Genomic DNA, 21414 nt, shown 5'->3' with positions numbered 1-21414 from the left:
AGAAAATATAACATAACCAGAAGACCAGCAAAATTGAACGCTGGTCTTCTGCATTTCAAATTCTTAAGAGGCTTGCAATGAATAACATGGATATGACTTTCATCATTTGTAATTATGACAAATAGTAATTTGTTTCACAATGAAGAAACCTACAATGTAATAGGGAAAATCTATACAAGTTCACACCGAAATCAGCGCGCCTGTTAATCCTTTTTTGGACAGAGGAGAGTGTGATATGAAAAAAATAGTTACGCTTACGATCATAGTTTTGATGAGTGTCGCTGTTGTGGGAATTGTCAGCGCAGCAACAGTTGTGCCCAACGAAATCCAACAACCTGGTACCCAGCCAAATGAAGTGGGAAACCTTGAAACCCCGGACAAATGCGATAATTGCCATGGTGGTTACAACCGCGCCGTGGAACCTGCTTTTAACTGGCGCGGCAGCATGATGGCGAATGCTGGCCGCGATCCCATTTTCTGGGCAACCATGGCAATCGCTGAGCAGGATTTCCCCGGCTCCGGCGATCTGTGCATTCGCTGCCACAGCACAGGCGGGTGGTACGCCGGCCGCTCCACCCCCACCGATGGCTCTGGCCTAATGGCTGGCGATGCGGATGGTGTCGACTGCGACACGTGTCACAAGATGACCAATCCGGCAGGGACAGAACATGCCGGGGTGATGAATGATCCGTTTGTCGCCAATGACGGCGCAGGCGGAGGATATTTTGGTTCTGGAATGTTGTCACTTTCAGGCGGCAATGCCAAACTGGGGCCATATAGCGATACTGCTGCCAGGCATCAGTTCACTCAATCCAAATTCCACCGCGATATTAATTTCTGCGGCTCCTGCCATGATGTGTCTAACCCGGCAGTGGGTGATCTGGCTCATAACAACGGAACACAGATAACAGCCGATCCGGTTATTGACAGTGGAGTTTTCGGATCGGCATTGGATACGAAGGCCGCATTCAACAATTTTCCGTATCAATATGGAATTGTGGAGCGGACCTTCAGCGAATATTATTCCGGCGCATTCTCAAAGACGCTTGTCGCTGACTATGCCTCGCTTCCTGCTGACCTGAAAGCTGGTGCCGTTAAAGCTGCATTCGACTCCGCCCAAGGCAACTACGCTGATGGCTCACCCCGCTACTTCAGTTGCCAGACCTGTCACATGCGCGCGGTCACTGGCGTGGGCGCGAATAAGGCCGGCACTCCTACTCGCACCGACCTGCCATTACATGATCTAACTGGCGGCAACTACTGGATGCCTGATGTCATCCTGTACCAAAATACGCAGGGCACTCTGCGCTTGGGCGGTGGCTTGACCACCACGCAGATTGACGCGATCAATGCCGGCAAGAGTCGCGCCGCACAACAATTACAACTTGCCTCTTCATTGTCTCTCAACGGTAACACCCTCAAGATTACCAACCTGACCGGGCATAAGCTCATCTCCGGCTACCCTGAGGGACGGCGGATGTGGCTGAACATCAAATGGTATGACGCCAACAACATTCTCTTGCGCGAAGATGGCCAATATGGCGTGGTTGCTTCAATCGGAGGTGCTCAAGTGAAGTCAATTCTTGATTTGAGTGGCCCCAACACAAAAATCTATGAAGCTCACTATGGCATGACCCGGGAATGGGCGAATCAATTGCTTGGCCTCGGTTACTCTCCTGATATGGCGCTCAGTTATGACCGCCTAACGGGAGCCGTTGACTACACACTTGGAGATTTAGCCGCACAAGTTCTGGGCACAGACCATGAAACCTTCCACTTTGTACTGAACAATACGGTTATCAAGGATAACCGCATTCCGCCTTATGGCTTCGACTATGAAGAAGCCCGCAAGCGTAACGCATTGCCCACTCCTGCTGACCAGTATCAGAATGCGGATGGGAGCTACCGTTATTGGGATGAGATCACCCTCGATCCGCCTGCTGGAGCGATTTATGCCAATATCAGCCTGATGTATCAGCCCACCAGTTGGGAATACATCCAGTTCCAATACCTTGCAAATGATGGCAGTAATGCATTTCTTGCGAATGAAGGTGTGAACCTGCTCAACGCCTGGTTGAATACGGGTATGGCCGAGCCTATGGTAATGGCTTCCACTAAATGGGGAACACCTCCTGCCCCGGCTTGCACGGCTCCTGGTACTCCGCAAAACCTGGCTGCGAAACCTGCCAAAAAAGCGATCACCCTCACATGGTTAGCTGGCTCGCCTGCTTCGAGCGGCGGTTATCGCATTTACTATTATCAGGCAGGCAAGTTGCAATTCCGTGCGGGTGTTTCCGCAGGGACATTGACCTACAAAGATACCGGATTAACCAGCCGTGTTAGTTATTCGTACGTGGTGACAGCATGGACGGATTGCAACGGCAATGGTGTCTTCGATGCAGGCATTGACCTCGAAAGCCCAATCAGCAATATTGCCACTGCTACAGCGCAATAACAACAAACAACACCAACAAAAACGGCGACCACCGAAATGATGGTCGCCGTTTCCGCTCTTGAAATCTACTATCCTTTCAAAACTTTTACTACATTCCTGCCGCTTGCCCCGCTGATCCCGCCCCCGCCATGCACTCCGCTTCCGCAGAGATATAAATTGTCAATTGGCGTTTTGTGGTTTGACCAGCCTGGCATGGGCCGCATGAACAGGAACTGGTCAAGCATGAGTTGACCGTGGTTGAGGTCACCTTCGGTGAGACCGTAGATCTGCTCGAGGTCAAGAGGCGTGATGATGTGAGAATTAGAGATTAGAGATTGGAGATTGGGGAAGTATTCCGTAAGAGTGTCTATCGCAAGTTTCTCAACCTTTTTAGACTCCAGTCTCCAATCTCCATGTTTCAACGCATACGGCGCAAATTGAAAATGGATGCTGACTGCGTTGCCATAAGTTGTTATTTCAAGATATGGCTTCTCGGAAATTTCGCCATACTTGGCCGCGTCGTAGGCGCGTTCGAGGTATTTCAAAGTTGGGGCGAGGACAATTGTCCCTGCGGGGATGCCATGATTCCCATTCGTCTGCAAGTGGACCTTCGCCACCGATCCGCGCATTTTGATGGATTGGGTGTGCCAGACGAACTCGGGCGGCAACTCCATGGGTCCAACAAGTTTGAGCAACGTGTGCTTCGGGTCAGCGGACGAGAGAATCTTATTCGCGGAAATCTCTTCGCCATTTGCAAGAACAACACCCTTTGCGATTTGACTTTCAACTTTGATACTTTTTACCTCTGACTCAGTTCTAATTTCGCCGCCAAAGGACTTTACGGTGTTGGCTAAAGCGGTTGTGATCTCACCTGCTTGCCCAACATTGACATGTGACAAGCCGCCGCGATTCATCCAGTTGTGGAGCAGGGTGTAACCCGTGCCCGCGGACATGCTCCCCATGGTGAAGCCGTGAATAGCAACCGCTGCAATCGCCGCTTTGAGTTGTTCGGACTCGAACCATTCTTCGACGAATTCGATGACGGTCATCGGCAACATGCGGATCAGGTTAAGCATGTCTTTACGTCCAAGCATACGCATGCCGATGCCCATTTGAGCCAGTCCGATTCCTTCGGCGATGTTGAAGTTCATCGGCAGGCGCGGCAAAGTGCCCAATCTGGGCATGATGGTGGCATAGACTTTGTCTAAAAACTTGGCAGACTTGTTCATGTAGGCGATGAACTCTGGCCACCTGGCCGCGTCTTTTTCGGAGAAACGTTTGATTGACTCTGCGGCTTTGGCAGGGTTCGCATCGAGCATGAGGTGATCTGCGTAAGTCGGACTGCCAGTCCGACTTACGCCCAACAATGAAATAAATGCTGGCCTCGCACTGACCTTTGGTAGTGAGAGTTTCAAATCCTTGATGATATCGGGACGAAGAGCCCCGCCCGCCCAAACAGAGTCAACCGTGAAGCCCTCGCTAAAGGCTTCGGTCACCACCGAGCCGCCGACGATGGCGCGGCGTTCGAGAACCAGAACCTTTTTGCCCTGCTTGGCGAGATACGCAGCAGCGACCAATCCATTGTGCCCCGCGCCGATGATGATGGTGTGGTAGTGATTTGTCATGAATGATTCCTTTTTGTCATTGTATAATCACAATAACTATATTTTTCAAAGGGCGTAATCTATGTCTGATTCCTTTTCAATAATTTGCCTTGGATCATTTGGTCTTGCAATTTTCGTTTTTGGTTTACTCATTGGCTTTGTAATAAAGAATTCTTATCGTTCCAGATTAATGTTGAATCAAAATCGGGGCGAGGCGGCTGTGCGAAAGATAGTAACCTCAAATTTCAAGTCGCCGAACTTTCATTTGCTCAACAACGTGACTATTCCTTTTCAGGATGGGACTACCCAGATTGATCATATTTTGATTTCCACAAAAGGTGTATTTGTGATTGAGGTAAAGCACTACTCAGGTTGGATTTTTGGAAATGAAAAGTCAGATATGTGGACACAAACTATCTATCGAGTTAAGAGCAGATTTCAAAGTCCAATCCACCAAAACTATCGTCATGTGAAGGCAATTCAACATCTGCTTGACTTTCTTCCAAAAGAACAAGTACATTCCATCGTAGTTTTTAGTGGAAGTGCAGAATTCAAAACTCCTATTCCGAATGGTGTTGTTTATTTAGATCAACTTGTAAGTCATCTGAACACTTTTCAAGAGGATGTGATTTCTGTAAATCGACTTGAATTTTGTGTTGGACGGCTTGAATGCAGGCGTTATGAATTAACTAAGGCAACAGACGTTCAACATCAAGCGTATTTAGCAAATAAGTTTAATAATTGATCGTAAAAGCCTAAACGGCAGAGCAATCTCCATTTCGCAAAATCAACTTCCAGTTAAGAAAGAAGCATGGTCTCGATACGTCCCGCGAAAAGCACGCGGAACTACTCGACCGCCGTTCATCTAATAACTATTCTCTATTCTCCACTTTCTGCTCTCTACATCCCATCCTTCAAAATTTCCTTCGCCGCTAGCATGCCAGCCGCGCCCATGACTCCGCCGCCGGGGTGTGCGCCTGCCGCGCCGAAGTAATAGCCTTTGAGCGGGGTGCGGAAGTCTGCCCATTGCGGGGTGGGACGCAGGAAGAAGATCTGGTGCAGCAGTAGTTCGCCGTGGAAGATGTTGCCGCCCGTGATGCCCGCGATGGCCTCGATGTCCTTCGGCGAGATGACCTGCATGCCGACGATGGCTTTGCGGATATTCGGCGCGTACTGTTCGATAGTCGAGATGACCGCTTCGCCGAGTTCGTTTCGCTTTTCGTCGTTCCAGCCGCCCTCAAGATCGTACGGCGCGTATTGCACGAAGCAGGACATCACATGCTGCCCGGGCGGCGCCATATCGGGGTCGATCATGGATGGAAAGATCATGTCGAGATACGGGCGCTTCGAGATCTGCCCATACTTGGCGTCATCGTAGGCGCGCTCGATGTAATCGATGCTCGGGCTGATCGACACCGCGCCGCGATGCAGGGCCGAATCATGTCCCCTGCCTTCAAATGGCAGTGCCGTGAAGTTGGGCAGTTCGCTCAACGCGATGTTGACCTTTCCCGACGAACCACGCGTGCGGAAGTTTTGGATCGACGTGACAAATTCATCGGGGAAATGTTTGCCTTCGACGAATTGCAGGAAGGTGCGCTTCGGGTCCGCGGCAGACATGACGACTCGGGACTGCAGCTCATCGCCGTTATCCAATGCGACACCAACAGCGCGTCCATTCTTAACGATGACCTGCTTCACGCTTGCGTTGACTCTGATCTCCACCCCGAGCGCTTGCGCCGCGTTAAGGATCGAGTCGCTGACTCCGCCAGAGCCGTTCTTGGCAAAACCCCAGGCGCGGAACGCGCCGTCGATCTCACCCATGTAGTGATGCAGTAACACGTACGCCGTCCCAGGCGAGCGCGGACCGAGAAACGTGCCGATGATTCCGCTTGCCGCTTTGGTGCCTTTCAACGCGTCGGTCTCGAACCACTCTTCGAGCAAATCTGCAGATGATTGCGTGGCGAGCTTTGCAATTGTATACAATTCTTTTTCTTTGAGACTCGCCGCATATTGACCGACCTTAAGCAAGCCGAGCATGTCACGCAGGCTCAAAGAGGTTGGGTCAGGCGGAATCAAATTGATGATGGGCTTGATCGCCTTCGCCGCACGAGCCATCACACGCGCATATTCGTCATATGCTTCTGCATCTTTTGGGGAATGACGATACAACTCGCGACGCGTCAAGTCATGATCGTCCCACGCGGCGAGATAATCTCCGTTTTCCATTGGTGTAAATGTGCTAGGCAATGGCAGAATCTTTAATCCATGCTTCGGCAATTCCAAATCGCGGATAATCTCTGGGCGCAACAAACTGACCACATACGAAAATTCAGTGAATTTGAACCCAGGGAAAATTTCCTCCGTCACCGCCGCCCCGCCGACGATATGTCTGCGTTCCAGCACAACAACTTTCTTGCCAGCTCTTGCCAAATAGGCTGCGGCGACAAGTCCATTGTGCCCACCACCAATAATGATCGCGTCGTATTGATTTGCTGTCATAAATAATTCCTTTGAATTCACCAAAGATACACGGAGATAAACAGGGATTCTTTCTTGAACCGCGAAGCACGCCAAGGTCGCCAAGAAAAACCTTTTAAATCTTTGCGTTCTTGGCGCTCTTTGCGGTTAATCATCTTTGTTTATCTTTGTTCATCATAGGTTATTTTTTTCTTCTATTCAGGCTCATAGAACGGCAACTTACCAACGCGGGCGGGCGGCTTCAGCCCCGCTCACCCAGTCTCGATAATGATTGCATCATAAGTGTCCATTGTCATAGATTATTCCTGCAGATATGTTGATCGCAATTGAAAAGATGATGCAATTATATACATATATTAGATTAAAAGTTCTCGGTTTCTCGTATTCAAGAACCCTACAAAAACAATTTATCTATGCTTTCTATATTAGTGATTCTGAAGAATAGCACTTACGCCAAATACAGGTAAAATAACCCCATGTTAACTGCCTTAATAAAAACCATGCGCCCGCGCCAATGGACGAAGAATGTTTTCATTTTCGCCGCGCTCGTCTTTGATAAACAACTCCTCAATGTCGATTCACTATTGCGGACGATTGCAGGTTTTGCGTTGTTCTGCCTGATCTCCTCCAGTGTTTATATCTTCAACGATCTTGCCGATGTGGAAGCCGACCGTCAGCATCCCGAAAAGAAGAACCGCCCGATAGCATCAGGGAAGCTTTCGGTCACTGCGGCATGGATTGCAGGTATTGCATTGGTGCTACTCACGGTTGTAGTCGCATATTTTCTGGCGGCAGATTTTGCGGGTGTTATCCTTATTTACTTTTTGCTTAATATGGCGTATTCAAAATGGCTGAAACACATCCCAATTGTGGATGTTTTAGTCATTGCCGCAGGATTTGTTTTGCGAGTCCATGCGGGCGTTACATTGATAGCTGTTGAAAGATTCTCCCCCTGGCTTTACGTGGTGATGACTTTGCTTTCCCTCTTCCTCGGTTTTGGCAAACGACGCGCAGAGATAGCATTGCTTGCGCATGGCGCAGGTTCACACCGCAAAGTGTTGGATGGTTATACACTGCCTCTGCTCGATCAATACATCATGATCGTTTCAGGCACTACCATTGTGGCTTATTCACTGTATACATTCTCCGCGCCCAACGTCCCTGAAAATCACAGCATGATGCTCACCATCCCATTTGTGGTGTACACCATCTTTCGTTATTTATATCTCATCGAAGTCAAGCACGCTGGCGGCGCGCCCGAAGAAGTTTTATTGTCTGACCGCCCGTTTCAAATTGCAATGATCCTTTGGGGAGCAGCCGTTCTGGCGATCTTTTATCTCTCGTGAAATCATCTGCGCCCGGCAAGGTCATCCTCTTCGGCGAACATGCAGTGGTATACAGCCGCCCTGCGCTGGCTGTTCCCGTTACACAAGTCCATGCGGATGTTGAAGTCCTGGACTCATCCTGCTCTGGGATTTGGATTCACGCTCCAGTCATTGACCTGCACGCCGTACTGACCTCGCTTCCCTCTGACCATCCAATTGCTTCGGTTATTCTCAAACTTTTTTCACCCCCCTTTTCTTCCCCCCATTTTCTCGAAGAGAAGATGGGGGGACAGACGGGGGTCGAAATCAACATCTCATCCACCATCCCCGTCGCATCTGGACTTGGCTCCGGCGCAGCAGTATCGGTTGCTTTAATACGCTCCCTTTCATCTTTCTTCTCACATTCTCTTTCAGATGATGAAGTGAACACGCTCGCCTATGAAATTGAAAAGCTTCATCATGGAACACCCTCGGGGATCGATAATACTGTCATCACCTATAACATGCCCGTTTACTTTATCAAAGGTCAGCCGATCGAGACTCTCAAAACAGGCAAGCCTTTCACCATCGTCATTGGCGATACTGGCATCCCCGCGTTGACAAAAGAGTCTGTTGGTGATGTGCGCCGATTATGGTTGAGAAACACAAACCATTTCGAAAATATTTTCAATGAAATTGCGCAGGTCTCTTTGATCGCACGGCGTTCCATCGAAAGTGGAAAGCCCGAATTGCTGGGCGAACTCATGGACCACAACCATTCACTTTTACAGGACCTAACAGTGTCCTCTCCCGAATTGGATAAACTTGTGATCGCTGCGCGGGATGCTGGAGCAATGGGCGCAAAACTCAGCGGCGGCGGACGGGGAGGCAATATGATCGCGTTGACCGAGCAGGCCAGGGCGGAGTCCGTGGCGGATGCATTGATTTCTGCAGGCGCCAGGCGGACGATCATCACAGAAATCAAATGAATATTCTCGCCCTAAAATTGATTCTCGCGCCGATCATCATCGGCACTGCCAGCTTGGCCGGGCGTCGCTGGGGGCCTGCCGTCAGCGGCTGGATCGTTGGCCTGCCACTCACATCAGGCCCGGTGATTTTCTTCCTTGCCATCAGCCATGATATTCCTTTCGCAGCGAATGCCATACGTGGCACGTTAAGCGGAGGGTTTTCACTGATAGCATTCTGCCTCACACACGCCTGGCTTGCAAAAAAATTTGACTGGCGTATTACAACCTTGGGGAGCATGACGACATTTGCGCTGATGACTATCATGTTGCAAAATTTGACGATGTCCCTATTTCCTCTTTTTGTTTGGGTTCTGATTACGATTTCACTGGGTGTCTGGTTGATGCCCAAGCAGGAAGCAGAGCAAATTGCAGTATCAACCCTAAACCAATGGGACATCCCCGTGCGCATTCTGGTGGGAACCAGTTTTATTTTGTTTGTGACAGGCATCGCACCTATAATCGGCCCGCGCCTGACGGGTTTGCTGACTACTTTTCCTCTCTTTGCAGGCATTCTCGCTATCTTTGCCCAACGCCAGCAGGGACATGATGGCGCGATCAATGTCTTGCGCGGTCTCACCTTTGGCTTATTCGCATTTGCAGGTTTTTATCTTGTCTTGGGTTTGTTGATTGAAAATACATCCTTAGCTGTTGCCTTTGGAACCTCAACCCTGACTGCTCTGGTGATTCAAGGATCATCATTATTTATTCTGCGCCAATTGCATAAGTGAGTTTATCCTCCGTAGGGACACAGCGAGACGATTCCATGTCGAAATCATTAACTGACTCGCTGCATCCCTACATTTGACTTATCAAGTGCTCTCGTCACCGTCCCCGGCGGCGAGATGCCGCTTGAAGCAATAAGTTTTTGTTGACATTTGCAAGAAAACTAATAATAAAACTGGAGAACCAAAAGGTTCTCCAGTTTTATTATTGTCCATGGTCAGTCACTATAACTCGCTTGCTCGCCTTGAAATCTTATCCTTCACTCCTGCAACAAACTCATCCAGCGAAATGTTATTCTGCTGACTGCCATCCCTCACGCGCAGCGACACTTGCTCCGCCTGCATTTCGTTATCACCGACCACTATCATGTATGGCACTTTCATCAACTGGGCCTGTCTGATCTTGGCGTTCATGCGGGAAGCGCTCAGATCCGAATGCGCTCGGATTCCATTCTCGCGCAATTGTTTCGCGATCTTTTCCGCATACTCATTTTGAGCGTCCGTAATCGATATTACGCGTACCTGCTCAGGTGAAAGCCAGACGGGGAAATTGCCCGCATAATGTTCGATCAGGAAGCCGATCATGCGCTCGTGCGTGCCCAATGGAGCTCGATGAATGCAGAGCGGAATTTCATCCTGGCCTTCTTTATTCGTGAACTTCAGATCAAATTTTGCTGGTACGGCGAAATCCACTTGATTCGTGGCCAGCGAGAATTCACGTCCGATCACAGACCAGATTTGCACATCAATTTTAGGGCCGTAGAACGCGGCTTCATCCTGTGCTTCTACGAACGGCACACCGCCATTGATCATTGCGCGGCGTACCATGTCTTCCGTCTTGATCCATAGGGGCTCATTATCAACGTACTTCTTGCCAAGTCCCTGCTTGCTGTGCAAAGACAGGCGCATCACGTACTTCTCGATGCCAAATAGCTTGAAGTAATTGACGTACAGGTCAACTACAGCCAGAAATTCCTGCTCGAATAATTCTTCGGAACAGTAAATGTGTGCGTCATTCATTTGCATGGAACGCACGCGCTGCAGGCCGATCAATTCACCGGACTTTTCGTAACGGTAGCACGTGCCATATTCCGCCAGGCGTACGGGCAGGTCACGATAGGAGCGGCTCTTCGACCCGAAGATCTTATGGTGCATCGGGCAGTTCATCGGTTTGACGTAATACTTCACGCCTTCCAATTCCATCGGCGGATACATGCTCTCGGCATAATAAGGCAAATGGCCCGAGCGAATGAAGAGGTCTTCCTTCGTAAGATGTGGCGTCTTCACCCGCACATAGCCAGCCTTATCTTCCATCTCCTTGGCCAGCTTTTCCAACTCTTCGATCATCACACCGCCGTTGGGCAGCCAGAGCGGCAGGCCGGGACCGACCTCATCATCAAACATGAAGATTTCCAGCTCCCTGCCCAGCTTGCGATGGTCGCGCTTCTTGGCTTCCTCCAGTTGATGGAGGTAATCCTTTAGCTGGTCTTTGTTTTCCCAGGCCGTTCCATAGATGCGTTGCAGCATTTTGTTGTTCTCGTCGCCGCGCCAATACGCACCCGCAATCGACATCAGTTTGAAGGCATCTTGTTTGATCTCTTTCGTGTTCTGCACATGTGGCCCGCGGCACAAATCCGTGAACGTATCCTGCTGGTAGATCGAAATCTCTGGCTTCTCTTTAAGCGGATTGCCATATTCGTCGAGTTCACCTTTTTCGAGGCCATCGATCAATTCCAGCTTATATGGCTGGTCTGCAAAGATCTTCTTCGCCTCCTCCGCCGAAACGACTCTCTTCTTAAACTCGTGTTTGCCCTGCACAATTTGCCTCATGCGCTTTTCGATCTGTTCCAGGTCTTCGGGCGTGAGGTTGCGCGGCAGGTCAAAGTCATAATAAAACCCATTTTCGACAGGCGGACCAATCGTCACTTTGCCATCAGGGAACATTTCCAACACGGCTTGTGCCATGACATGTGCCGTCGAGTGACGGATCTTATACAAATATGAATCTTCATATCTTTCCTGCATTTGTTGTGACATTTTCGCTTCCTTTCTTAACGTTTGGTTTGCTTCTGCTTCGTGGACATGTTCGCGTCTCGGAGAAAAGCAGTCACAAACCTCCGAGGCGCTTTTGAGTGAAGGTAGTGCTGTCTTCAGTCATAGCGACCTCCTTAAACAAAAAACTCTCACCCACAACGGGGCGAGAGTTTGATCTCACGCGGTTCCACCCGATTTACTTCCTCTGGTGGTTGAGTAGGCGGCGATTTTCCGCCTTATCGAAACCACACTTTGAAGTATCTCTTAGGCCTCTAACGGAGCCACCCGTTCAACTTACTCGCTGACAGCCAATTGCTGAAAGTTTTCCGCTTCACGCTCGCAAGTGGTTTTCAGTGATTCTTTCTGGAAGAGGCTCTCAACCCAAGGCTTCTTCTCTCTGTCAGAACAAATATCACCTACTCGTCTTGGTCAACACGTTTTACTGATTACTGGTCACTAATTACTAGTTACTGACCTTGTGGGCGGAATAGGGCTCGAACCTACGACCTCTGCGATGTCAACGCAGTGCTCTAACCAACTGAGCTACCCGCCCGAAGGATTGACATTATACCGAGGGTAGGCAGATTCTGCAATACAAATTTTTACAGCGTCAATTTAGACACCACCAACGTCACATCATCTACCAGCCGACTGCCGTCCGTATGTTCCTTCAAGGCTTTCAGGATCTTTTGGATCAATTGTTCAGCGGTAAGGTCCACGTTCTGGCGAATAATATCTGCCAGCCTGTCCTCACCCCAAAGCCTGCCCTGATGATTTGCAGCTTCGGTAATGCCATCTGTATAAAGCAGAAGAATATCACCTGGCTCCAGTTGTACATCCTCTTTGTAGATGGCAAACTTTTCCACCAAGCCGATGGCCGGGCCTGTGGGGCGCAGCCAGAGTTCTTCATTGGTAGCCATGCGATACAAATAAGCAGAATTGTGCCCAGCGTTGGCGTAACTCATGATCTGAGTCTGTGGATCGTATTTTGCTAGAAAGGTCGTTACAAACGTTGTGAAATTGATGTTATGGATGTAAAGACGGTTGATGCGTTCCAGTACCGCCAGTGGAGAATCTGTCTCAGGTACTAAAGTCTGGAAGGCAGTTTGCAGGCTGCTCATGAACATTCCAGCGGCAACGCCGTGTCCGCTCACATCAGCCATTACAATGCCATGAGTCCCATCTTTGAAATCAACGAAATCAAAATAGTCACCGCCCACGATCTGGGCCGGGCGGCTAAAGGCGGCAATATTCATGCCTTGAATGAGTGGGACTTCTTTAGGCAGCAGGCCGCGCTGAACAACCTGAGACATTTCCAATTCGCTTTCAAGCTGGCGAAGTTCCGCCTCAGTATAGTGGCCCAGGCAGACTGCGGCTGTGTAATCCATTTGCAGGAGTTGAGTTTCCACCGCTTCATGACAGATCATGCAAACCCCGAATGTCCCTTCCTTGATCTTCTCAAGCGATTCGTCAATTACATGCAAATGTTCTTCAACGCAGGTCTCATCATCTTGCGGACCGAGGCGAGTCTGTAGTTCTTCCCTGGGCGCAGCTTCCACCCAATGGAGCAGGTTGGCTCGCGTCTCTTGCAGGTTGGTTTGAATTTCATCGATAAGCTTTGTCTTCATATGTTCCTCATGACCAGAATGGTCAAAACCACTAAAAGAACGGATGTTCTATATTTTACCTGAGATCAATATCGAAATCAAGCCTGAACAAAATTGTATTATCAAGACCAAATGAGATCGACCTCTCTTACATGAAATTCCCATCCCCATTCCTTGCGGTATAATCGCTTCGCTATGGCCCGTAGAAAAGCGCCCGAAGACCTATCCGTGGAAGAACTCCGACGCTTGTTGGTGGAGAAACGGCGCGGCGCACGCAAGGATAGATTGGAACATTACCGCCGCACAGGACGTGTCGTATCCGTTGCCCCAGATATGCCCGACTATGATACGCCTCTTTCCGCGCCCGTAGTTGATACAGCGGAAGTGAACGAATCTACGCCCGAGCCTGCACCTGCCAGCCCTCGCCGCAAGTTTATGGATCGCATCCTGCTGGGTGTGGAAGTTCTCGCGGTGATCGGATTGGTGGTTGTCCTCCTCAATGGGCTTGGCTTGCTCCGCACACTTAACAACGAAGTTGTCGCCGCGCTCAATCCAGAGACCGTCACACCGACACCTTTGGTAATGGCAGTGGTATTGCCTTCAGGTCACACACCTCCAGATGCGCAAGGCAACACACGGCCCAACGAAGCGGAGATCCCATCACATCTTTTGCCGATGGTGCAGTCGCTGGCGAACATTCCCATCCCAACCCCTGCGCCAGATCAGGCAGTCCGCATACAAATCCCTGCTATAAATGTGGATGCGCCTGTTGTCCAGGGCGATGGGTGGGAACAGCTCAAGAAGGGAGTCGGCAAATATATCGGCTCCCCGGACCCAGGTCACGATGGAAACGTAGTGCTCTCGGCGCATAATGATGTCTATGGTGAAATCTTCCGCTATTTGGATAGGCTCACCCCCGGTGACCAGGTCATCATCTACACACAACAGCGGCAATTTGTTTACATTGTAGACCGCACAGTTTTGGTTGAGCCCACTGCGGTGGAAGTGATGGCATCCACTGGTTCGCCGACAGTGACACTTATTTCGTGCTACCCATATCTTGTCAACGATCAGCGCATCATTGTCTTCGCGCGATTACAAAATTGACGAAGTCATTGTGAGGGCGACGCTCTATCGCCTGATACAATCTCTGAGCATGCTTGCATGATGACTAAATGAAAGGAGAAAAAATGGCTAAGAAAAATAAACGCCCCGCATCATCAGTATCAGTAGGGAGTAATCCTTCGCAAAAGTTCGAGTTCAACCCCGATTACAGCATGATAAAGAAAGACCTTAAGCGTATTGGTTCACTCGCAGGCTTTTTCATCATCGTGCTTGTGGTGCTTTCGTTCTTTTTGAAATAAGAGAACCTGAAAGAAAGATGGAAGAGGAAAGATCGTTCAATGATCTTTCCTCTTTTTGTCGTTATAATACAGAACATGAAAGTGAATTCTTTCTCCTTTTTGCTTCTTTGTGACTCTTTGTGGTAAAACTTTCCCACAATCATGCCTAAATCTGAATACGAAATCACCCTCGAAAAATTCACCTATGGCGGTGACACTATGGGACGTCTTCCCGATGGCCGTGCAGTCTTTGTGCCATTTGGCTTGCAGGGTGAGTTGGTAAAGGTGCGTTTGACTCAGGAAAAACAAAGCTTCGCACGCGGGGAATTGCTTGAGATATTAAAGGCATCTCCAGATCGAATTGAACCCAAATGCAAACATTTCTTTTCCCTTCTCCTTCGGGGAGAGGGGCCAAGGGTGAGGGGCTGCGGTGGATGTCATTACCAAAACCTATCTTACGAAAAACAATTGGAAGCGAAAACAGGGATCCTGCGCGATCAGTTACAGCGCATCGGCAAGATCGAAAATCCGCCTGTCCAACCGATGGTTGCCTCTCCACTTGAATGGAATTATCGCAACCACATGCAGTTTCATCTCACCGAGGGTGGAAAACTCGGTTTTGTAAATTCAAAGGGAAACTCCGTCTTTGCCATAGAAGAATGTCACCTGCCTGAAAATAACATCGATGATTTTTGGCCTGAATTGCAGTTTGAATCAAAAATGAATCTCGAACGTGTATCCCTGCGCTCTGGGCAGGACTATGAATTAATGCTCATGCTTGAATCTGAAACAGAAGAAACCCCTGAGATCGAAATTGAAGCAGACATCTCGGTTGTGCATGTTTATGAAAATCATCCTGTCGTCATCGTGGGGCAGGATCATTTATTTATTAAGATTCTCGATAAAGAATTTCGAGTTTCTGCTGCTTCGTTCTTTCAAGTCAACACAAAAATGGCAGAAAAAATGGTCGAGCACGTTCTTGCCTGTCTACCTGTTTCCCTGTCTACTACTTTACTTGACGCTTACTGCGGTGTTGGCCTATTCAGTAAATTCCTTACACCCAAATACGCAAAGGTCATCGGTATTGAATCATCTTCCTCCGCTTGTGAAGACTTCGGAATCAACCTCGACGAATTCGACAATGTGGAATTATATGAAGGGATGGTAGAAAAAATTCTCCCAATTCTCGCCTCACAAATCAACCTGCCGACTCACTTGATTGTGGACCCTCCTCGCGCAGGGATCGAAAAACATGCCCTCGATGCCATCCTCAAGATCAAGCCTCAAGTGATTGTCTATGTTTCATGTGACCCATCCACACTGGCGCGAGATGCGGCAAGGTTCATCAATGGCGGCTATCGTTTAGCAGAAGTAACTCCCTTCGACCTCTTCCCTCAGACCTATCACATCGAATCGATCTCGATTTTCGAACTCATGTAACCATGCTCAAACCGCTTGGCGATTCTGCTTTGCTTGTTGAACTTGGGGATGAAATCAGCCTCCCACTTAATCAACGTGTGCACGCGCTCAACGCACTTTTGCAAAATCGCATCCACGGCATTCTCGAAACTGTTCCTGCTTATTCAACATTATTAATTCACTATGATCCTCGTACTCTGACATTCAATCAAGTCACCCACTGGGTGCGGGATAAAATGACTCAGTTGGATGATTCCTTTCATCGGATGCCTCGCAGGCTCGAGGTCCCAGTAAGATACGGCGGCGCCTCAGGCCCGGACCTGGAAACTGTCGCAATCTCGAAAGGCATCTCCCCCGCTGACATGATTCGCATCCACAGCGAGCGTGAATACATTGTGTACATGATGGGCTTCACGCCAGGCTTTCCTTACATGGGCACGCTTGATGAACGGCTTATCATGCCGCGTCTCGAAACACCGCGCACACATGTAAAAGCAGGCTCAGTCGCCATCGCTGGCTCACAGACAGGAATCTACCCGCTTGATTCACCAGGCGGCTGGCATCTCATCGGCTGGACTCCTCTTAAACTATTTGACCCAACCAGCGAAACGCCTTTCCTATTTTCGCCAGGCGATGTAGTGAAGTTCACCCCTCTGGAGTCAAACAGCTTGCTGTTTGAAGAATAACCATGCTCGAAGTTCTGGACGTTTCGGGCCTTGTCACCTTCCAAGATTCAGGCAGGCGCGGATGGCAAAGCTATGGCGTACCCGTCTCAGGCCCAATGGACTGGTTCGCGCATCACGCTGCAAATTCCCTGATAAACAATTCGCCAGATGCAGTTGTGATTGAAATCGGTTTAGGCGAAGCCATGTTTCGCGCCAAACGCGATTGCGTGCTTGCCCTCACTGGTGCGGGATATGAAGTTGTAAACTACCTCTGGACATTCCCATTATGGACTTCATTTTATGTACGTGTAGGCTGGCGCGTGCAGGTAAAGAAAATCACTGGCGGCAATTGGGCTTATCTCGCAATCTCTGGCGGATTTGAAACGCAATCTATTTTGGGTTCAAAATCTACATATTTACGCGGCGGACTTGGGTCTGCCGTTCGTGCGGGAGATATTTTGGAAGCAAGGAAATCCACCGGTGAATTAAGCAAACTCGCAGCACGAGACTTTCCTGTCGGAAAGTATATGAATTACAGTCAATCTCCTGTGATTGATGTGATCGCAGGCCCGCAGCAAGATCGGTTTACAGAAGATGGCATCAAAACTTTTTATGGCAGTGAATACACTTTGAGCAGTTCCTTTGACCGCATGGGCTACCGATTGGAGGGAGCCCCAATTTCTCACGCTGGAAGTGCAGATTTGATCTCGGAAGGAATGACGATGGGCAGTGTTCAAGTCCCTGCCAATGGGCAGCCCATTGTGATGATGGCAGACTCTCCCACAACGGGCGGTTATCCAAAAATCGCCAACGTCATCCGCGCGGACCTGCCTTTGCTAGCTCAATGCGAATCAGGGAATAGCAAGATCAAATTTCGAGAAACTTCAGTTGAGGAAGCGCAAGAGAAATTGCAAGGGTTGAACAACAAAGTATTCAAAACCCCACAGGGATAAAATTATTTTGGATTTTTAGCCGGAGTGCAAAGTCTCCCGATTTTGCCGCCAAAGTCAGGAGACTTTGCACTCCGTTGCTTGGAGAAATATGAAAATAGATTTAAACTGCGATTTAGGTGAAGAAGCTGGCAATGATGAAGCTATCATGCCATACATCACATCCGCAAATATTGCGTGTGGATTCCACGCTGGGGATGAAAATGTGATGCGGGCCACGGTGAAACTCGCCAAACAACATGGAGTGAACATCGGGACACATCCGAGCTGGAATGACAGGAAAAACTTTGGCAGGCTCGAAATGGATGTTTCAGCCGAGAAAGCCGAAGCAATTGTCTTCGAGCAGATCAGCATATTGGCAGAGATCGCGAAAGAGGAAGGCGTTGCGCTGACTCACGTCAAACCGCATGGAGCTTTATATAATCAGGCCGCAAAGAATCGCATGTTGGCGGATGCAATTGCACGGGCAATAAAAAGAGTCAGCGTGGATTTGATTTTGGTGGGGCTGGCAGGCTCGGAGTTGTGTGAAGCGGGAGTCCAGGCGGGGATTAAAGTCGCAGGCGAAGGCTTCCCTGATCGGGCATACAATCCTGATGGGACGTTAATGTCACGTAGTAAACCGGGCGCGGTGATCGAGTCGCCTGAAGAAGTGGCGAAGAATGCGTTGAAGTTGATCAAAGAGGGGATTTTGTTTGGGGAAAAAATTGTGCGCGTGGAAACCCTGTGCCTGCATGGAGACAACCCGCACGCCATAGAGAATGCGAAGCTATTGCGCGAGACTTTAACAAAAAATGGAATTGAAGTTGTGGGATTAAAAAAATAATGTCGTTGCGAGCCGCCGCAGTTTGGCGGCGAAGCAATCTCCGACTCGGCGAGGAGATTGCTTCGGGCGTAACACCACCGCCCTCGCAATGACATTTGATGACAATTAACCTTCCGCGATCACAATCAATTTATCTTCCGCGGCGAATATGACTTTCTCGGATTTCTTTGGGTTGGTGCGCACGCCGTAGGCTTTTTCAGCATTCTGGCTTTGGCTCATCAAACGATAACCAATGGCAGTTTCGCCGCGCCTTCGAGCGGCTTCGGTGACGGTATAAAAATTGATGGGCTGCCCGATGACAACATAATCACCGATCGGTTTGAGATAGATCTCCGCGCCCTCAGGGTCGAAGATATCGGCGAAGACACCCATGAGCTCGGCATTCTCGGAGAGCTGCGCCATCATCAAGCTGATGAGATGTTCGCTGACGATGAAGTCATCTACCTTGGCGGCTTCGGCCAGTTCGCGATTGCGCAGGTCGAGCATTTCACTGATGATGGAGAACGGGGTTTCATCGCGTTCGGCGATATCGCGCAGGTGCAGCAGTGTGACCAGCGTGATCGCATCCGCTTCCTGCGGCTCGAGGTGGCTGTATGCCAGCACGATGACATGGTCATACTCTGTGACTTCGAGTTTTTCGAGCAGGGTGCGGTCGCGGATGTCGCCTTCCAGCACGGTCAGTTTTTGGTTGGTGACCTTTTTATTTTCAGGGCGGATCTGTTTCTCAAGATCATACATGTGTGAGACGACGGTCAACTGAGAGCCTTTGGCAACGTAGTTATCCAACTCGCGGATGATGGTTGCACCGGAGCGATTCCAACCCAGGATGAGTGCACGTTCAGGCTTCGGCTTGGATGCTTTTCCATTGCGCACGATCAGGCTTTCGTCAAGCGGGATGCGGGAGAGTCCTGAAAGTTCGATCTTGTCCTCATCCTCGGCAATGGTGAAGATCTGATCACCAGATTGGATGCGCGTGTCCATGGATGGACTCATCATGATCGTGCCATCCGCCTTGCGAATACCCATCAATGTGGAAGTTTCAAAAGCCAGCAATGCCTCGCCAAAGGTTTTCCCCGAAAGGTTGGGCTCCTGTTTAAAATAAATTTCATCGCCGCCGAAATTCATCAACTCAGTGTAAACGATCGAGAGCCCGCTTTGGCGCGAAGTTTGCGCCACCACACGGGCGATCAAGTCTGTTGTGAGGATCGGTTGAACAATGTCTCTTGCGCCAAGCATTTTCACCACATCCATGTTTTTGGCATCATGGATCTGCGTCACGATATGATACGGTTCGTCATGTCGGTTGGGGTTGTTGGTGATGGCCAGCACAGATTTGATGACATGCGTATCAGGGTCTGCGCCTTCAGAAAGGATGATGATCGAGCGGGCCGTATGTGGGCTGGCAATCTCAAGATCGTTCAGATCGATGGGACTTCCAGAGCGGCAGATGACGCGGGTATTCTTGGTATCCTCTATCCGTCCCTTGATCGCATCTTCCATCTCGACCTTATCCTGCTCGGCCAATACGACGATGACTGCTCCGCTTTTACGGCTTTCATTTGCCAGAACAAGCTCGGAGATGACCGTGAAGACTTGAGGACTCCAGCCAAGGATAAGAGTATGCTCGTTTTCCAATACCGCTGAGCGGCCCTTGCGCAACTCATCCAGTTTATCCTCGAGACCATTGTTGATGATACCGATCAACGCGCTGACAACGAATATGCCCCCAAAAGTAACGACCAGCATCATGAACAGGAAGAATACGCTGCCTGTATCGCCGCCCATGGTGCCCGAATCAAGGGTTCGGAGAAGGCCCATCCACGCCAATTCGAACAGGCTTTCATTGTTGGGAGCATTCCCGGTGATCTTTACCACGGCCGCGATTACGAATATGATCAATGTAGAGAGTACGAATAATGCCACGATCAGCGCACCTGTGCCGCGTGACATATAGTTATCGAACCAATATTGGAATTTCTGTTTGAATGATGGCTTTTTCATGTTTCTCCTGGAGCTTGGTCAAATTTGGTCTATTATAAGAGCAATTTCTTTCGCGGGAGCCAGGTAATTTGAATAAAGTTTTTTTCTGCCATTTCTGATACCTTGAAAAAAAAAGAAACGTGTCACTCTCCCGAAGGACACACCGTACTTGCGTTCGGTGCAGGTGAGGGTTTCCGTTTATGATGTAGGAGATGCTTCGGGCCAAGAGCGCCCTCAGCATGACACAACTTAATTTAGCCTGCTTAAGGAAACTGTAATATTTTTCGAGTAACATTACCTGGGCATCCGGTGTCTAGTCAGTGCTGAAATTATTCCATTTTGTTTAGTGAGGTGACCCATGTTTCAAGTTGAAGGTTTGGACCGCCGCAAGGAAGAGGACCGCGTTCGTGCAGAGGGGCGTCTTCCCCCCGGGCAATCGTTGACTCAAAAATTTCCCGTCCTGCATTACGGCCCCGTGCCCATGTTCGATGCCGCCACCTGGGACCTGCGCGTATGGGGCGAGGTGGAAGAGGAAAAACGCTGGAGTTGGGATGAATTCAATCAATTGCCGCGCACATCCATAAAAATGGACTTGCACTGTGTAACGCGCTGGAGCAAGTTTGATACCACCTGGGAAGGCGTTTCTGTGAAGACCATGGTGGAGAATGGATTGATCAAGATTAAACCAAGTGCCACACATGTCATGCAGCATGCGGAATATGGCTTCACGGTCAATTTGCCGCTTTCGGTTGTTTTGCAGGATAACTTCCTCCTGGCTACGCATTTCAACGGCGAGCTGATCACGCCCGATCACGGTTATCCGCTACGAGGCATGGTGGGATTCATCGCCGGGCGCGAAGACCTTGAAACCCCGTATTTGTGGAAGGGCGCCAAATGGCTCAGGTCTTTGGAATTCATGACCCGTGACAGGCGCGGTTTCTGGGAACAGGCGGGTTATCACAACCGCGCAGATGTCTGGCGTGAGGAAAGATTTGGATAGAAAACAAAAACCTCCGAGTTCTC

General features: G+C 49.5%; 17 protein-coding genes and 1 tRNA gene. 12 read left to right on the top strand and 6 right to left on the bottom strand.

Translation table 11 applies throughout. The annotated features are described in order from the left end of the window. Positions 1–235: 235 nt before the first annotated feature. Complete coding sequence (locus AC14M5_RS07790) at positions 236–2455, top strand: hypothetical protein (protein ID WP_484029083.1); 2220 nt, start codon at positions 236–238, stop codon at positions 2453–2455. 68 nt (positions 2456–2523) lie between these two features. Here the strand turns inward: AC14M5_RS07790 and AC14M5_RS07785 are convergent, their stop codons facing one another. Beyond that, positions 2524–4059, bottom strand: a complete 1536-nt coding sequence (locus AC14M5_RS07785) for a phytoene desaturase family protein (RefSeq protein WP_484029082.1) — start codon at positions 4057–4059, stop codon at positions 2524–2526. Positions 4060–4120: 61 nt separating this feature from the next. Here AC14M5_RS07785 and AC14M5_RS07780 point away from each other — a divergent pair, with 61 nt between their 5' ends. Next, positions 4121–4783 carry a nuclease-related domain-containing protein gene (locus AC14M5_RS07780; protein ID WP_484029081.1) on the top strand — a complete coding sequence of 221 codons (663 nt, stop codon included), beginning with the start codon at positions 4121–4123 and terminating at the stop codon, positions 4781–4783. Positions 4784–4938: 155 nt separating this feature from the next. Here AC14M5_RS07780 and AC14M5_RS07775 read toward each other — a convergent pair whose 3' ends face one another. After that, complete coding sequence (locus tag AC14M5_RS07775) at positions 4939–6537, bottom strand: phytoene desaturase family protein (RefSeq protein ID WP_484029080.1); 1599 nt, start codon at positions 6535–6537, stop codon at positions 4939–4941. 455 nt (positions 6538–6992) lie between these two features. Here AC14M5_RS07775 and AC14M5_RS07770 point away from each other — a divergent pair, with 455 nt between their 5' ends. Genes AC14M5_RS07770 through AC14M5_RS07760 form a run of 3 tightly spaced genes read left to right on the top strand, consistent with a single transcriptional unit; the run spans position 6993 to position 9576 of the window. Next, on the top strand, positions 6993–7862 hold the full coding sequence (locus AC14M5_RS07770) for a decaprenyl-phosphate phosphoribosyltransferase (RefSeq protein WP_484029079.1): 870 nt from the start codon (positions 6993–6995) through the stop codon (positions 7860–7862). Beyond that, positions 7859–8809, top strand: coding sequence for a mevalonate kinase (gene mvk / locus AC14M5_RS07765; RefSeq protein ID WP_484029078.1), 951 nt, complete (start codon positions 7859–7861; stop codon positions 8807–8809). Before AC14M5_RS07770 ends, mvk begins: the two co-directional genes overlap by 4 nt. Beyond that, positions 8806–9576, top strand: a complete 771-nt coding sequence (locus tag AC14M5_RS07760; protein ID WP_484029077.1) for a hypothetical protein — start codon at positions 8806–8808, stop codon at positions 9574–9576. The genes mvk and AC14M5_RS07760 overlap by 4 nt, the downstream gene beginning before the upstream one ends. Before the next feature lie 219 nt (positions 9577–9795). Here AC14M5_RS07760 and thrS read toward each other — a convergent pair whose 3' ends face one another. The 3 genes from thrS to AC14M5_RS07745 all read right to left on the bottom strand — a co-directional run bounded on the left by thrS (position 9796) and on the right by AC14M5_RS07745 (position 13232). Further along, positions 9796–11607, bottom strand: a complete 1812-nt coding sequence (gene thrS, locus AC14M5_RS07755) for a threonine--tRNA ligase (protein WP_484029076.1) — start codon at positions 11605–11607, stop codon at positions 9796–9798. A gap of 476 nt (positions 11608–12083) precedes the next feature. Beyond that, positions 12084–12157 (bottom strand) — tRNA-Val (locus AC14M5_RS07750). A 49-nt stretch (positions 12158–12206) separates the two neighbouring features. Next, positions 12207–13232, bottom strand: coding sequence for a SpoIIE family protein phosphatase (locus AC14M5_RS07745; protein ID WP_484029075.1), 1026 nt, complete (start codon positions 13230–13232; stop codon positions 12207–12209). Between the two features lie 174 nt (positions 13233–13406). Between AC14M5_RS07745 and AC14M5_RS07740 the strand changes: the two genes are divergently transcribed. From AC14M5_RS07740 to AC14M5_RS07715, 6 genes are all read left to right on the top strand, one after another. Next, positions 13407–14318: a sortase gene (locus AC14M5_RS07740; protein ID WP_484029074.1), complete on the top strand. Its 912-nt coding sequence runs from the start codon at positions 13407–13409 to the stop codon at positions 14316–14318. A gap of 83 nt (positions 14319–14401) precedes the next feature. Continuing rightward, the gene (locus tag AC14M5_RS07735; protein WP_484029073.1) at positions 14402–14575 is read left to right on the top strand and encodes a hypothetical protein; all 174 of its coding nucleotides are present in this window, start codon (positions 14402–14404) and stop codon (positions 14573–14575) included. A gap of 141 nt (positions 14576–14716) precedes the next feature. Beyond that, on the top strand, positions 14717–15994 hold the full coding sequence (locus AC14M5_RS07730) for a class I SAM-dependent RNA methyltransferase (protein WP_484029072.1): 1278 nt from the start codon (positions 14717–14719) through the stop codon (positions 15992–15994). A gap of 2 nt (positions 15995–15996) precedes the next feature. Then, positions 15997–16659, top strand: coding sequence for a 5-oxoprolinase subunit PxpB (gene pxpB, locus AC14M5_RS07725; RefSeq protein ID WP_484029071.1), 663 nt, complete (start codon positions 15997–15999; stop codon positions 16657–16659). Positions 16660–16661: 2 nt separating this feature from the next. Continuing rightward, positions 16662–17591 (top strand): 5-oxoprolinase subunit C family protein, encoded by a 930-nt coding sequence (locus AC14M5_RS07720; protein ID WP_484029070.1) that lies wholly within the window; start codon positions 16662–16664, stop codon positions 17589–17591. 88 nt (positions 17592–17679) lie between these two features. Then, positions 17680–18411, top strand: a complete 732-nt coding sequence (locus AC14M5_RS07715; RefSeq protein WP_484029069.1) for a 5-oxoprolinase subunit PxpA — start codon at positions 17680–17682, stop codon at positions 18409–18411. Positions 18412–18516: 105 nt separating this feature from the next. Here AC14M5_RS07715 and AC14M5_RS07710 read toward each other — a convergent pair whose 3' ends face one another. Beyond that, on the bottom strand, positions 18517–20412 hold the full coding sequence (locus AC14M5_RS07710; protein WP_484029068.1) for a CASTOR/POLLUX-related putative ion channel: 1896 nt from the start codon (positions 20410–20412) through the stop codon (positions 18517–18519). Between the two features lie 337 nt (positions 20413–20749). Between AC14M5_RS07710 and AC14M5_RS07705 the strand changes: the two genes are divergently transcribed. Next, the gene (locus AC14M5_RS07705) at positions 20750–21391 is read left to right on the top strand and encodes a molybdopterin-dependent oxidoreductase (RefSeq protein WP_484029067.1); all 642 of its coding nucleotides are present in this window, start codon (positions 20750–20752) and stop codon (positions 21389–21391) included. Positions 21392–21414 lie beyond the last annotated feature (23 nt).

The sequence above is a fragment of the Candidatus Villigracilis sp. genome (genome assembly GCF_057083605.1).
This window is presented reverse-complemented; position numbering and strand designations above follow the sequence as displayed.